This window comes from Alteromonas sp. MMG017 (assembly GCF_018100795.1).
In the GTDB taxonomy this organism is placed as follows: domain Bacteria; phylum Pseudomonadota; class Gammaproteobacteria; order Enterobacterales; family Alteromonadaceae; genus Alteromonas.
On sequence record NZ_JAGJDY010000006.1, the window covers coordinates 203,841 to 216,777 of the forward strand.

Genomic DNA, 12,937 nt, shown 5'->3' on the forward strand with positions numbered 1-12,937 from the left:
AGCAGATTTAAAACAGATATAGAAAATTAGAAAAGGGAGCTTAGCTCCCTTTTTTGTTTTTAAAGAAAGGAGCAACATGGAAAAGCAAACGCAAACTGAAATAGAAGCCGCCGTGTTTCGCCGTTTGGTTGATCATTTAGACGCGAACAAAGATGCACAAAATATCGACCTGATGATTCTGGCCGATTTTTGTCGTAACTGTCTTGCTAAGTGGTATTCATCTGCCGCTGCAGAGCAGGGTGAAGACATCGATTATGATGCCGCACGCGAAGTCGTGTACAAAATGCCGTATTCCGAGTGGAAAGAAAACCACCAATTACCGGCCAGTGATGAACAGCTAGAAAAACTAGCAGCACGTCAAAAGAAATAAATAATAAACCCAGCAAAAGCTGGGTTTTCTTTTATAAGTGGGCAAGCCGCTTCAATGATGTTTTGTACTCGGAAGTCATATCAAAAAAGCCACATTAGCAAAAGCTACATTAACAAAAGCAAATTAGCCTTGGTAATCTCGCATATCAAGCAAGTTATCAATGCCCTCAATTGCCTCATCTGCTATGTGAGTTACATAAAGCAGGGTGGTATGGGTAGAGCCAGCTAGTAGCTTAATTAGCGCCAGCACATTGGTGCGATTAATATCATCTAGCCCATTGCAGGGTTCATCAAGTATTAATACCGCCGGGTGCTTCACCATGGCGCGCACAATAAGTAACAAGCGCTGTTCACCAAACGAGAAGTTATTAAAAGGAGTGTGTTTGTTATCGGTAAAACCAATAACATCAAGCCATGCATTGGCAATCGTGTTTTCAGCATTGGTTGGCGTGGTATAAAGGCCGATGCTGTCGTAAAAACCAGAAAGCACCACATGGTGAGCGCTGCAATTTACCCGGTACTGCATGTGCAGTGCGTTCGACATTATGCCAATGTGTTGCTTGATATCCCATATACTTTCCCCAGTGCCTCGCTTTATTCCAAACAAGGTTAAATCATTGGTATAGCAGTGAGGGTTATCGCCTGTGATCATAGTCAGTAGGCATGTTTTGCCCGAGCCATTGGGCCCAGATATTTGCCAATGCTGGCCTGGGTAGACCACAAAATCTAAATCTTTAAATACGGTATTGTCATCGTACTTAACAAACCCATTTCGAAGTGCAATAAGCGGCTCATCTTTGGGAAAAACTTTAGAGGTTTCAGTGCTAGGCGGCAATGTGGGGTTAGCCGTGCTTAAGCTAAACCAAGAGGATAAATGATTAACCAAGACTTCAGGTGCCATGTTGTCGTCGCTAGACGATACAATAGTTAGCGCATCAACTAAGACTAACTTACAAGCCACATTCGGCACATCACGCACTGTGTTTGCCGTTATCACTAAGGAGGACTGAGTTTGTTGGCTCAAGAAGGTGTTAAAACGCGCCCGTGCTTCTTTATCTAGCCCTTCAAAAGGCTCATCAATTAAAATAACGTCAGCATTGCTCACCCATGCAAGCAACAAAAGTACTTTACGTGTTTCACCCGTAGACAGTGAAAGAAAGGCGGTATTGAGTAAATGCTCAACCTGCAGCGCTATAGATAAAGCTTCGTATGCGCTGTGTTCTATATAGTCAGGATTCGCTTGACTTAAAAGCTCGTGTACTAGTGTAGGCTCGGCCACAATATCAAGCAGGTCGGCACTGTCTTTCTGTTTTTCTTCTAAAATGAGTGCTTGTTGAACGGCTACGCTCACTTCAGCAACTGACACTTTACATATGCGTGAACCTGCTAGCGGCTTACCACGACCGGCAAGTGCCGCCATAAGCAAGGATTTCCCTGCACGGTTTCGCCCAGCAATGAGTACATGCTCACCTTGATTAACGGTAAAAGTAAATGCAGGAGTGGTGAAGTTGTTTTCTAGTTTTACTTGATACTTGTGTAGCGATAGCGTGGTCAAAATGCAGACGTTTCAGTTAGCCAGTATTAGAGCATTTTGGCGGGGATGACGGGGATATGTCAATGTTAACTAACGGTTTGGTCATAAAATGGCTATTGGGATCAAGCTGATAACTGCCAAAAGGCTCGCAGTCTTCAAAACCGTTTTTGGCATACAACTGCCGAGCGGCTTTGAAATAGTCTTGTGTGCCAGTCTCCAAGCTTAACGTGCGGTAACCGTTTGCTATAGCGAATTCAATCACAAAGGTTAGCAACTGTGTTGCTACGCCTTTATTACGAAAAGCGGCAACAGTTCGCATAGATTTCAATTCAGCTTCAGTGTTGCTTAATTTTCTTATCGCGACACAGCCAGCTAAAACGTCGCCTTGCCATGCGCTAAAAAACGTAATGTCGGGTGACTTTAACGCTGTAACATCTAAGGCATGCACGCTTTCTGAGGGAGAAGTGGCGTACATATCTTTTAAGTGCTCTTCTAGCAGGGCGATAACATCGCCGCTGCTAAGGTCGTCATGGTTAATTTTCATATTTAAGGTTATTTGACCAATTTGAGTGGTTGTTTAAGCGTTACTTTAGAAACGTAATACTCAGGGGGTACACCCATAATTCGCCCTTATTGGCTTTTATTGCTGCAACAATAGCAAAAATGAAGTTCAGTATGGCGAGTATTACTAAGCCAAACATACCAATAATAATTAACGTGAGCACGCCACAAATAAGCGAGTAAATAAATAAGCTAATTAACCAATTCACGGTTACCTTTCCATGCATATCAATATCTTGGTGTTTATCTTTATTCACAGCCCACATAACGATAGGCAAAATTAAGCCTAAACCAGGCACGATAATACTGGTCAACTGACTAAGGTGAATCAGCATGCAATAGGTGTTGAGGGGCATCCCCCAATACTCTTGAATATTTTCATTTGCTTTGCTGATGTCTTGGTTATTATTCATATTATCACTCATACAACTTCCTTGTTTATCAATATTTAATTATGTTTATTTGCTCTGACGGCAGTTACTTCGAATTTTTCGAAGGGAATGCCAACATACTCTGTTAAAATAACAAAATCAACGTACTAGCGAGCTTATTAATCGCGATACGTATTTGTTTCTATTCGGAATTAGCATTATGAACCAACAGCAGCCAAACAACCCTCTTCACGGGCTTACCCTTGAAAAAATCCTTGTTCGACTCGTTGAACATTATCAATGGGAAGGCTTGTACGCAGAAATTAGGGTGAACTGTTTCAACAACGACCCTTCTGTTAAATCTTCACTGAAGTTTTTGCGCAAAACTCAGTGGGCGAGAGACAAAGTTGAAGCGTTATATATTCGTACATTTAGCTAATCTACTCGCGCTAAAGGCAAGCTAGTCATTAACCCCAAAAAAGCTGAGCCTTCTCGCTCTCATAAGGAATAACCATGGATAACGTTGCGCTTTTCGTCGACGTTCAGAATATTTACTACACCACCCGACAAATTCACAAGTGCAATTTTGACTACAATCAGTTTTGGCGCACAGCTACCGAAGGTCGGAACGTGGTGAAAGCGGTGGCGTATGCTATTGAGCGCGGCGATACAAAGCAGCGAGAGTTTCAAAATATCCTGCGTGGTATTGGCTTTGAAGTGAAGTTAAAACCATTCATTCAGCGTGCCGATGGTTCAGCGAAAGGCGATTGGGATGTAGGCATTACCATTGATGCTATGGAGTACGCTGAATTAGCTGACACCATTGTATTTGCCACAGGGGATGGCGACTTTGATTTGCTGGCCAGTAAGCTAGTAGACAAAGGTAAAGAGGTAGAAGTGTATGGCGTTCAAGAACTCACTTCGGTTTCTCTTATAAAGGCCGCGAGTAAATACGTTCCTGTACAAGGCGAGCTATTACTGCGCTAATCTATGTATTTATGTCATGTATTAAAGCTATGATATTTAAACTATGTCAGTGCTGCTGATAGACACATAAGCGTCTATTATCTCGGCTTTTATTGATATTGGTCAGATTGATTCTGTGTTGTTACGAGTATGCTTGTCTTATCTGAATACGAAATAGGCGAGGTATCATGATTTCACAGCTACCTAAGTGGGTAGAATTCGGCGCGTTTATTTTAGCGCTGGTGGCGGGTTATGTGAACGCGATTGGGCTGCTTGGTTTTGACCATCAATCTGTATCGCACCTATCAGGTACTGCCACTTTACTAGGTACTGGTGTTTATCAAGGCTCTTTGCAAAATGCATTTCATCTTGTAGGCGTCTTGCTTTCCTTCCTTGCTGGCGCTTCCATTGCAGGCTTCTTACTGCATGGGTTTACATTAAAACTGGGGCGACATTACGACACTGCCCTTGTGATAGAAGCGCTTTTATTGCTTGTTGCACTGGCGTTTTTGTATAACGAACAGTTTATTGGCCATTTTTTTGCCTCAGCGGCCTGCGGGCTTCAAAATGCGTTAGCTACAACCTATAGCGGCGCTATTATTCGAACCACTCACGTTACCGGTATTTTCACCGATTTAGGTATTATGCTTGGCGCCTTGTGCCGAGGAGAAAAGCTAGATACCAGAAAAGCCAAGCTATTCTTACTCATTATTACCGGTTTCATTTTTGGTGGTACAGCGGGCGCTATTCTGTTTGGTCTATATCAGTTTTTCTCGCTTATTGCGCCGGCTGGCGTATGTCTAGTGATAGCGATAATTTATAGGGTGTATTTACGAAAAGTGGGATGAGTAATACATTGTAAGTGATAAACGTTGAAAAAAGACCGCTGACATCAGCGGCCTTTTTCTTGGTTTATTTTAAAGGTTATTTATCATTTAAATAAGACTTAATAGCACCATAGTGGATACATACAAGTACTGGGCTTGCAAGTAACACAGACAGGCCAAGAGTGTGAGGCGCAAAGTAAATAACCAAGGTGTTTAGCGCGAACAATATAGCGAAAGATGTAGGCTGTGCAGAAACAATCGAAAAGGTTGTTGTCATGCTTTGTTTGAATGAGCGCTTAGCTATTAGCATTAGTGGCGCAACAAAAAGTAATAGCATTATGAGTGGGACTGCCGATGAAAATATTAAGCCTAACGTATGTGCGCTTATATCAATAAACTGTTGGAATAAAAGTAAATCTACACCGCTACTTCCAAGTAGTAACCAAGAAAACATAAGCTGACTTAAAAAGGGGAGCAAAAGGAGAGGGCTAATAAGTAAAAATTTTCCCCATGATGCATTGCTTATTGCAGAGAATGACCATACTTTTCCTTTTGTTGCCAAGTGATGAATGCAGAGCCACGTAGCGCCAATAACGGGCACCATCATCCATTTTGATAGAACTAGCGCTACGGGGCCAGCTAATAGCTGCAGCAGGCCTTCAATAATTAACGGGCTCAGCATAAGAACAAATAACGAAAAAGGCGCCTGTTTAAATAGCTGCCAACCTTGTGTGAACCACGCATTATCTTCAACGCGAGTTTTATTATTCTCGAAAGTTTTGTTGGTTTTTAATGCTAACTCATTTTGATTTACTGAAGTTTGTGCCGTCATTGTGAATCCCTGTGTATGCGTTGGTGATTATTAATTAACCTTCAAAGCTATAGTCACGGATAAAAAATAAAAATTACAAAATGATTAGAAAATAATCTAATGACAGTCGAATATGTGTTTAATGCTATGAAATATTTAGCTTTATTTTTTATTTTTTTACTTTAGAAGTTATCCATAAGGACGTGTTAATGAAAAATATGGCGAGAATGGCTATTCTTTTCAATATGCTTTTAGTGGCTTCGTGCGCTGACAGCCCTCAGCAAGCAGACGCGACATTTGAACCCTACAAACGCACAGCGACTTACACCGCAAATGTCAGCCCAGTGGTAATGGTTGATGAAGCTCACTACAATTTTCTTACCATTAATAATCGTTTTAAGCCCTTCGCTCAGGTGTTGCTCAGCGACGGCGTCACGGTTGAATCAAACAAGGTAAGTTTCAGCCAACAGGCCCTTAAAAATGTGGATATTCTTGTTATCGCCAACGCCCTTGATAAAAAACGAAGCAACTGGCAACCCCCGTTTGACCAAGCGCTAACTAATGAGGAAGTGACTGATGTGGTTGAGTGGGTACGTAACGGCGGTTCTCTTTTTCTTATTGCTGATCACGCCCCTTTTCCTAAAGTGATTGAAAGCCTAGCAACAGCACTGGGCTTCACGTTTACCAATGGCCACGTTAAGGCAACATTGTTTAACAAAGCAACGGGTACTCTAATTAGCCACGCAGTAACCTATGCACATGAAGATGCTACGCAAGATGATAATTCTAGTGCTAATGCTAATTCTGAAGACAATCCTGAAGCTAAACGCCCAAACCATGTCGAAGTTCCGGTTTTTATGCAAGAAAGTCCACATGGCGCATTTACATCATTATTAAACAGTCAGTTGCACACAAAAGAAGTGATTCAAGTTAAAACATTTGGCGGCGCTGCTTTTTTACCACCAGAAGCGGCTATTTCATTGTTAACTTTTGGGCCACGTGCGGTATCTATTGAGCCAGAAGTTCCTTTTGAAATAACGTCAAGCACGCCTCGAAGAGCTATCGAAGGCTGGAGTCAGGGGGCCTTGTTGGAATTGGGCAAGGGGCGAGTTGCGGTGTTTTCTGAAGGCATGATGTTTTCTTCTCAAATCGATACTCGAACAGGTAAGAAGCATGGTATGAGGTCGGTGGGGGCTGAACAAAACGAACGATTTTTACTTAATATTATTCATTGGCTAGCGGGCTAAGCAGAGCTGACCAACAAAGTTGAGTAAGCGCAAATGCAAACTCAGTGTCAGCTCTGTAATAGTAATTAGTACGTTAACATTAACGCGTCAGTTCTTGCCTAATAATTTCAGCTCCTGCACTCAACGCGTTGAGTTTTCCGCGTGTTACATGTTGTGACAACGGCACCATGCCACAGTTTGTACAAGGGAGTAGTTTGTCGGCATCCACAAACTGTAGGGCCTTTCTAAGCGTGTTAGCGACTTCTTCTGGTGTTTCAATAGCATTGGTGGCTACATCAATGGCACCAACCATGACTTTTTTGCCACGAAGCAACTCGATTAACTCCATGGGAACTCGAGAATTCTGACATTCTAGTGAAATGAGGTCGATAGAAGACGATTGCAATTTTGGAAAAATCTCTTCGTATTGTCTCCACTCTGCGCCCAATGATTTTTTCCAGTCGGTGTTGGCTTTAATGCCATAGCCATAGCAAATATGAACGGCAGTTTCACACTTTAGCCCTTCAGCAGCACGTTCAAGTGCCGCTATTCCCCAATCATTCACTTCATCGAAAAAGACATTAAATGCAGGTTCATCAAACTGAATAATATCAACGCCTGCAGCTTCCAACTCTTTGGCTTCTTGGTTTAATATTTTCGCAAATTCCCAGGCAAGCTTTTCGCGACTTTTGTAATGACTGTCGTAAAGGGTATCTACCATAGTCATGGGGCCAGGAAGTGCCCATTTGATGGGCTGATCAGTTTGTTGACGAAGAAATTTAGCATCATCAACAAACACCGCTTTTTGGCGAGTCACTTCACCAACCACCATAGGTACACTGGCATCATATCTATCGCGGATTTTTACCGTTTTACGCTGCTGAAAATCAACACCGTTTAAATGTTCAATAAAAGTGGTAACGAAGTGTTGGCGAGTTTGTTCACCATCACTAATGATATCAACACCAGATTGTCGCTGATTAAGTAACGAAAGACGTAACGCGTCTTGCTTGCCCTGAGTCAGTTCATCACCGTCTAATTTCCAAGGTGACCAAAGTGTTTCAGGTTGTGCAAGCCAAGACGGTTTAGGCAGACTGCCGGCAATTGAAGTAGGTAATAATTTTTTCATAATATGTACTACACGTTTGAATGAGTTAAAGGGCGCAGTTTGCAGACCATTGCTGAAGAATATTGTGGTAAGGCTTAATGAAATTCTCTTCAACAAACTTACCTTGCTGAGCCGCTAAGTGATTACGTTCTTCTCGGTCATATTCTATTTGTGTAAGTGAATGATCTTGGTGTTTTAAATTAGGTTGATACACTCTTCCGGCAACCGCGTTAGCGTTGTAAATCTCAGGGCGATAAATCTTTTGGAATGTTTCCATGGTGCTAATGGTGCTTATCAGCTCAAGATTGGTGTAATCGTTTAGTAGATCGCCAAAATGATAAAATGCCAAAGGTGCAACGCTATTAGGCGGCATGAAATAGCGAACCTGCAGGCCCATTTTTTGGAAATACTGCTCAGTTAACGATGAGCCATCAGGTAGATATTCAAAACCTAATACAGGGTGCTGATTTTCAGTTCTTTGGTAAGTTTTGTTTTCAGAAACACTTAGGCAAATAACAGGCGATTTACTGAAACTTTCTTTGTAAACGTCTGAATTTACGAATGCTTTAAACAACTTCCCATGTAAATCACCAAAATCATTGGGAATACTAAATTGGGTTTGGTTTTTATTGTGCTCAGATAAGATCACGCTAAAATCGTAGTCTCGAACATAAGACGAGAAATTGTTCCCCACAATTCCTTCAATAGTTGTATTAGTTTTGCGATCAAGAATATTTGTTTTTAGTATTTCAATAGTAGGAAAGGTAGAACCGTTACCTTCAACATCAATATCAACCGATATAATTTCAAGCTTTGCCGAATAACGATCGCCGTTGACATTGTCCCAATACGCAAGGGCATTGAAACGATTGTCTATCATCTGTAATGCGTTTCGAAGATTATCCTGACGTCGATTGCCCCTCGCCAAGTTAGCAAAGTTGGTGGTGATACGTGTGTTGTCAGATGGACGATAATTCTCATCAAAACAAACGCGATTAAGCGAAAAAGTAAAAGTGTTATTCATGGTGATCTGACATTCCATTTGTGAACATAAACCCAATTTTTTTTGCTCAGTACAACTGTTCTGTATTTTCCAATTAAGCCTGTAGCGGCGAATTAAAAACGAATGCAATACGTTAGTTGTGTCGAGCAGAGAGGGTTTTATACGCAGATTTATTGATGAATAAAAATGATTTAATTTCATAAAATGATGAGTTCTGCTCATAGTCTTCGATTTTAAAATATAAAATTATTAGGTAATTGCTCTGACTTAGAAGCAATCTGCTTATATGAAGCGATGTGAAAGATGAAAACTATGAATAAAAAGAATGGAATTAAACGGTCCAAAGGCCCGAGCTAACAGGCTAAATTACTTTGGGTTTTGGACATCTTAAATAAAATGAGGTGCTGTTAAACAGCTTTAAAAGCGTTTTGTATTAACACAGGATGGGGGGCTGCAACGCGGCTTAAGTGACCACTCCGGTGCTTAAGCAGCCACTACCGTGGTCAAATAGGCACTACCGTGATTTCGTTGCACAACATTGCTTAAACTTTTTCCCGCTACCGCAAAGGCAGGGTAAGTTACGACCGTATTTTACTTTGCCGCAATCATCGTGAAGTATACCGTCGTGGTAGCGCCACTGGCCATCTTCAACAATAAAGTTCGAAGTTTCATGTAACTGATAAAGATTTTTGTTTTCAAAATAATAAGCGATGAAATCTACCGTATCTGTCGCCCCTTCATTATTTTGTGTTGCGGCCTCAGCTACCCCTTCAGCTTGGACAATAAGCGAGACATTTTCAGTTTCACCCACTTCCAGTGCAAACCACGTGGCATTAGCTGCATTAGCAGTTAATTCATCAACACTTAATTCAGGTTGACGCACCTTTGTGTAGGTAGCCAGTACATAATCGAATTGCTTACTGGCATAGGCAGAAAAACGAGAACGCATTAACTGAGCAGCAGTTTGAGGTGTGGCTTGCCCTTTTAAAAAAGGTTCACAACATGAAGAAAATGGTAAATTTGAACAGCAATAACATCGCATAATTTTTTACAACCAAGTTAGCAGTGCGCTATTGAATATATACGCGGGCGCAATGCTAACGGTAAATTAAGCGAATTACCATGGTCCTACTGCAAGGTTGCCTTCATTTAACGCTGAATCTACTCTTACATTTACCAAACATACTGAATAAAGTTCGCAAAGCTTTCTAATCATATCGCTGTCGGTAGGCTGTAAATCTAAATCAATATTTTCAACATACAGTGTTTTACACTGACCGCCGGTTATCAGCTTGCTTATCCACTCTGGCATTTTTTCCTTTTCAGGTTTTTGAATACGAATGGCGTGGTTGACTTCTTTTGAAAATGACACTGAATCGGCTAATAGATAATTCCAACCTTTACTTGTGCCACCTTTCCCTTCGCCTGGATAACCTTCGAAAGGTAAGGGGAGTTGTACAACGTTAGAAATAGCGGTGCTTGAAACAGACTTATTGGTCACTGAGGTACGTAATGCCTGTAGACGTGCAATTGGTGAAGTGTTCATAGCGTTACCTTTTCGTAAGTTATCTTTTGGCTGGTTATCTATACAGTGTGTATGTGTATACAGTAGTTTTAAGTTAAAAGGATTGCAAGCATTAAATTGTGTTTTTTTCACACAATGCATATTCCTTAAATACTTTTTAATTAAAGTAGCGATTCGACGGGGGAGAGTTATTTGCCGATTTATACTGCAATATCAATGTCTTCAGCGCACAGCTGCTAGAGTTCGAGAGTACTGCCATCAATAGGTAAGCAAACTTAATGACTAAATTGGCGACTTAGGTAAACTACATCCGCACAGAATTTCACTAGGTTAAACACGTCGGGGTGAACCTAGCAGCAAAAAATAAGGCGTAATTTTCAGTGAGCAGTTTAATAGCACTAGGGTATATAGGTATGTTTGTTTCAGCATTTCTTGCTGCCACAATATTACCGTTAAGCTCTGAGCTTGTATTAACCACTTTGGCGCTAAATGGCTCATCTGCGCTTTTGTTACTGATTGTTGCTTCTTTTGGTAACGTGTTGGGTTCAATCGTCAATTATGTATTGGGCTTTCGCTACGGCCAATTGGTAGCAACAAAATGGCTGCGCGTTTCTCACACTACCTTTATGCGGGCTGAAGTCATGTATAAAAAATGGGGGAAATGGTCATTACTATTAGCCTGGGTGCCAATTATTGGCGACCCATTAACTCTGTTAGCGGGCACCTTGCGTACGCGCTTTTGGTTTTTCTTATTAATAGTAGGAATTAGCAAAACAGCGCGATATGCCGCGCTGTTGTTTTTTATCACTCGCTGATTTCACCCTAGTACGTGTTAAGTCTGAGTAGCGTGTTTCCGATTTTTACTGCGAGCATGCTTTTTAAGTGCTGTAGTCACCAAGCCTTTAATTCGGTTAAATAACAATACAAAGGCAAACAGCCAATACCATATGGGTTCTTGCCATATGGTTTTTTGTGACCACGAAAAGTGAAGTAACGTCAAAGGGACTATTAAATAAATACTGTTGTGTAAAATCTGCCAACGTTTGCCCATGCTTCGACGTATTTTTTGAAAAGACGTTATCGTTAATACGAAGAGTAAAAGCAAGGCGGTTAGCCCTACGACAATATAGGGGCGTTTAACCAGCTCGGTAGCAATCAAACTCATGTCCAGTTGCAGTGCAAAAAGAATGTAAGTCGCAAAATGTGACAACGCATAGACAAAGCTATATATCCCCAGCATTCGCCTAAATTTAATTGGCTCTGGGCTAGGCAGTATTTTTGCTAATGGGCTTAACATCAGGGTAATAAGCAAAAGGTGTATTGCCCATATACCGGTTTCATTCAACAAGGTATCAACAGGATCAGGGCCTAAATTATCGGTTATCCCCGCATAAAATAACCCAACGAGATACCCGAGTGCTAATAAGTGAATAACACCTTTTAAGCCCCTGCGAGCTAAATTTGAAACACGAACTGGTTTTTTAAATAATTTCATTAGAAGTTACGCGTTAAGTCCATGTTTGCATAAAGCGGCGCTACTTCACTGTAACCATTGTACATTTCGGTAGGTATTCTATTGCGTGATAGCAAGCCACCGGTGGTAATACGGCGTTCGCTAGCTTGACTCCAACGAGGGTGTGATACATCTGGGTTCACATTAGCGTAAAAGCCGTATTCGTTAGACGCTAAACGATTCCACGTAGTGGGGGGCTGCTTATCGGTCAACCGAATGCGCACAATCGACTTAATACTTTTAAAACCGTATTTCCATGGCACCACTAAACGAACAGGAGCGCCATTTTGCGGCGGTAGGGTTTTACCATAAAGGCCTACCGACATCAGCGTGAGAGGGTGCATAGCTTCATCTAAACACAGACCTTCAACATAAGGGTATTCAATACCCCCACCAAGGAAACGATTACGCTGCCCTGGCATTTGTTTTGGATCGTATAAGGTTTCAAAGGCCACATATTTAGCTGACGACAAGGGCTCTGCAGCTTTTAATAACGCGCCTAACTCATAACCAATCCAAGGAATAACCATAGACCAAGCTTCTACACAACGAAGGCGATAGATTCGCTCTTCAAGAGGAAAACGCTTTGTTAAATCATCAAGATTCAGTGTGAGTGGTTTGTTCACCAGCCCATCGACTTTTAATGTCCATTCAGATGTATCGAATTCTTGCGCGTTTTTAACCGGCTCATCTTTGGCAGTGCCAAACTCATAAAAGTTATTATAAGAAGTCGCTTTGGATTCTGGCGTTTGGGTTTCGCTAATTTGGTACTTTTCAGGCTGACTAAATTTAAGCGCTTGGGTTTTGAATGCCTTTGCTTGTTCCTCATCGTCTTCCCAAAACCACCCAGCTGCATTTGCAGAGTTTGAAAGCAACGCGGACGCACCTAAAAAGCCAAGAGACTTTAATAACTTACGACGATTAAGATAAACATTTTCATCGGTAACATGATTGTCGGTTAGCTTTACTGAAGGCTTAAAAGGTTTAGACATACTTACACCATAATTATTGAGCGCGCTTAGACATTAAAAACGCAAAAGCAGGTAACGTCGACTTCGCGCGAAGGCACCGAGATTACATTACTTACGTGAAGGCAGGGTTTTAAGATTGCACCATGTAATAC

General features: G+C 41.5%; 16 protein-coding genes. 6 read left to right on the top strand and 10 right to left on the bottom strand.

Translation table 11 applies throughout. The features are described from left to right. Positions 1 to 76: 76 nt before the first annotated feature. Positions 77 to 370 (top strand): DUF1244 domain-containing protein, encoded by a 294-nt coding sequence (locus J8L84_RS11400; RefSeq protein ID WP_057792185.1) that lies wholly within the window; start codon positions 77 to 79, stop codon positions 368 to 370. 123 nt (positions 371 to 493) lie between these two features. Here J8L84_RS11400 and J8L84_RS11405 read toward each other — a convergent pair whose 3' ends face one another. From J8L84_RS11405 to J8L84_RS11415, 3 genes are read right to left on the bottom strand one after another with little or no spacing between them, the layout of a single operon-like run. Beyond that, positions 494 to 1,924 carry an ATP-binding cassette domain-containing protein gene (locus J8L84_RS11405; RefSeq protein WP_211070798.1) on the bottom strand — a complete coding sequence of 477 codons (1,431 nt, stop codon included), beginning with the start codon at positions 1,922 to 1,924 and terminating at the stop codon, positions 494 to 496. A 16-nt stretch (positions 1,925 to 1,940) separates the two neighbouring features. Beyond that, positions 1,941 to 2,447 (bottom strand): GNAT family N-acetyltransferase, encoded by a 507-nt coding sequence (locus J8L84_RS11410; protein ID WP_211070799.1) that lies wholly within the window; start codon positions 2,445 to 2,447, stop codon positions 1,941 to 1,943. Positions 2,448 to 2,487: 40 nt separating this feature from the next. Then, entirely contained in the window at positions 2,488 to 2,889 is a 402-nt protein-coding gene (locus J8L84_RS11415; protein WP_247670721.1) for a DUF4870 domain-containing protein, read from the bottom strand. 166 nt (positions 2,890 to 3,055) lie between these two features. Between J8L84_RS11415 and J8L84_RS11420 the strand changes: the two genes are divergently transcribed. The 3 genes from J8L84_RS11420 to J8L84_RS11430 all read left to right on the top strand — a co-directional run bounded on the left by J8L84_RS11420 (position 3,056) and on the right by J8L84_RS11430 (position 4,649). After that, the gene (locus tag J8L84_RS11420; RefSeq protein ID WP_057792179.1) at positions 3,056 to 3,274 is read left to right on the top strand and encodes a VF530 family protein; all 219 of its coding nucleotides are present in this window, start codon (positions 3,056 to 3,058) and stop codon (positions 3,272 to 3,274) included. Between the two features lie 74 nt (positions 3,275 to 3,348). After that, entirely contained in the window at positions 3,349 to 3,822 is a 474-nt protein-coding gene (locus J8L84_RS11425) for an NYN domain-containing protein (RefSeq protein ID WP_211070800.1), read from the top strand. 167 nt (positions 3,823 to 3,989) lie between these two features. Then, complete coding sequence (locus J8L84_RS11430; RefSeq protein WP_211070801.1) at positions 3,990 to 4,649, top strand: YoaK family protein; 660 nt, start codon at positions 3,990 to 3,992, stop codon at positions 4,647 to 4,649. Positions 4,650 to 4,725: 76 nt separating this feature from the next. Here J8L84_RS11430 and J8L84_RS11435 read toward each other — a convergent pair whose 3' ends face one another. Then, complete coding sequence (locus J8L84_RS11435) at positions 4,726 to 5,460, bottom strand: hypothetical protein (protein ID WP_211070802.1); 735 nt, start codon at positions 5,458 to 5,460, stop codon at positions 4,726 to 4,728. 188 nt (positions 5,461 to 5,648) lie between these two features. Here J8L84_RS11435 and J8L84_RS11440 point away from each other — a divergent pair, with 188 nt between their 5' ends. After that, the gene (locus J8L84_RS11440; protein WP_211070803.1) at positions 5,649 to 6,686 is read left to right on the top strand and encodes a DUF4350 domain-containing protein; all 1,038 of its coding nucleotides are present in this window, start codon (positions 5,649 to 5,651) and stop codon (positions 6,684 to 6,686) included. A 79-nt stretch (positions 6,687 to 6,765) separates the two neighbouring features. Here the strand turns inward: J8L84_RS11440 and J8L84_RS11445 are convergent, their stop codons facing one another. The 4 genes from J8L84_RS11445 to J8L84_RS11460 form a co-directional block, all read right to left on the bottom strand. Continuing rightward, positions 6,766 to 7,794 carry a methionine synthase gene (locus J8L84_RS11445; RefSeq protein ID WP_211070804.1) on the bottom strand — a complete coding sequence of 343 codons (1,029 nt, stop codon included), beginning with the start codon at positions 7,792 to 7,794 and terminating at the stop codon, positions 6,766 to 6,768. Between the two features lie 25 nt (positions 7,795 to 7,819). Continuing rightward, positions 7,820 to 8,797 carry a DUF1852 domain-containing protein gene (locus J8L84_RS11450; RefSeq protein ID WP_211070805.1) on the bottom strand — a complete coding sequence of 326 codons (978 nt, stop codon included), beginning with the start codon at positions 8,795 to 8,797 and terminating at the stop codon, positions 7,820 to 7,822. 493 nt (positions 8,798 to 9,290) lie between these two features. After that, positions 9,291 to 9,818 (bottom strand): YchJ family metal-binding protein, encoded by a 528-nt coding sequence (locus J8L84_RS11455; RefSeq protein ID WP_211070806.1) that lies wholly within the window; start codon positions 9,816 to 9,818, stop codon positions 9,291 to 9,293. Between the two features lie 75 nt (positions 9,819 to 9,893). Then, complete coding sequence (locus J8L84_RS11460) at positions 9,894 to 10,322, bottom strand: deoxyguanosinetriphosphate triphosphohydrolase (RefSeq protein ID WP_211070807.1); 429 nt, start codon at positions 10,320 to 10,322, stop codon at positions 9,894 to 9,896. 392 nt (positions 10,323 to 10,714) lie between these two features. Here J8L84_RS11460 and J8L84_RS11465 point away from each other — a divergent pair, with 392 nt between their 5' ends. Further along, positions 10,715 to 11,116, top strand: a complete 402-nt coding sequence (locus J8L84_RS11465; RefSeq protein WP_211070892.1) for a YqaA family protein — start codon at positions 10,715 to 10,717, stop codon at positions 11,114 to 11,116. Positions 11,117 to 11,133: 17 nt separating this feature from the next. Here J8L84_RS11465 and J8L84_RS11470 read toward each other — a convergent pair whose 3' ends face one another. Both J8L84_RS11470 and msrP read right to left on the bottom strand, forming a co-directional pair. Further along, positions 11,134 to 11,796 carry a protein-methionine-sulfoxide reductase heme-binding subunit MsrQ gene (locus J8L84_RS11470; protein WP_211070808.1) on the bottom strand — a complete coding sequence of 221 codons (663 nt, stop codon included), beginning with the start codon at positions 11,794 to 11,796 and terminating at the stop codon, positions 11,134 to 11,136. After that, positions 11,796 to 12,806 carry a protein-methionine-sulfoxide reductase catalytic subunit MsrP gene (gene msrP / locus J8L84_RS11475; RefSeq protein ID WP_211070809.1) on the bottom strand — a complete coding sequence of 337 codons (1,011 nt, stop codon included), beginning with the start codon at positions 12,804 to 12,806 and terminating at the stop codon, positions 11,796 to 11,798. Before msrP ends, J8L84_RS11470 begins: the two co-directional genes overlap by 1 nt. Positions 12,807 to 12,937 lie beyond the last annotated feature (131 nt).

Coding starts and splice junctions, on each gene's coding strand:
- J8L84_RS11465 (WP_211070892.1), top strand. CDS start 10,715: ATGTTTGTTTCAGCATTTCTTGCTGCCACAATATTACCGTTAAGCTCT.
- J8L84_RS11450 (WP_211070805.1), bottom strand. CDS start 8,797: ATGAATAACACTTTTACTTTTTCGCTTAATCGCGTTTGTTTTGATGAG.
- J8L84_RS11455 (WP_211070806.1), bottom strand. CDS start 9,818: ATGCGATGTTATTGCTGTTCAAATTTACCATTTTCTTCATGTTGTGAA.
- J8L84_RS11440 (WP_211070803.1), top strand. CDS start 5,649: ATGAAAAATATGGCGAGAATGGCTATTCTTTTCAATATGCTTTTAGTG.
- J8L84_RS11425 (WP_211070800.1), top strand. CDS start 3,349: ATGGATAACGTTGCGCTTTTCGTCGACGTTCAGAATATTTACTACACC.
- J8L84_RS11430 (WP_211070801.1), top strand. CDS start 3,990: ATGATTTCACAGCTACCTAAGTGGGTAGAATTCGGCGCGTTTATTTTA.
- J8L84_RS11400 (WP_057792185.1), top strand. CDS start 77: ATGGAAAAGCAAACGCAAACTGAAATAGAAGCCGCCGTGTTTCGCCGT.
- J8L84_RS11470 (WP_211070808.1), bottom strand. CDS start 11,796: ATGAAATTATTTAAAAAACCAGTTCGTGTTTCAAATTTAGCTCGCAGG.
- J8L84_RS11435 (WP_211070802.1), bottom strand. CDS start 5,460: ATGACGGCACAAACTTCAGTAAATCAAAATGAGTTAGCATTAAAAACC.
- J8L84_RS11410 (WP_211070799.1), bottom strand. CDS start 2,447: ATGAAAATTAACCATGACGACCTTAGCAGCGGCGATGTTATCGCCCTG.
- msrP (WP_211070809.1), bottom strand. CDS start 12,806: ATGTCTAAACCTTTTAAGCCTTCAGTAAAGCTAACCGACAATCATGTT.
- J8L84_RS11445 (WP_211070804.1), bottom strand. CDS start 7,794: ATGAAAAAATTATTACCTACTTCAATTGCCGGCAGTCTGCCTAAACCG.
- J8L84_RS11460 (WP_211070807.1), bottom strand. CDS start 10,322: ATGAACACTTCACCAATTGCACGTCTACAGGCATTACGTACCTCAGTG.
- J8L84_RS11415 (WP_247670721.1), bottom strand. CDS start 2,889: ATGAGTGATAATATGAATAATAACCAAGACATCAGCAAAGCAAATGAA.
- J8L84_RS11420 (WP_057792179.1), top strand. CDS start 3,056: ATGAACCAACAGCAGCCAAACAACCCTCTTCACGGGCTTACCCTTGAA.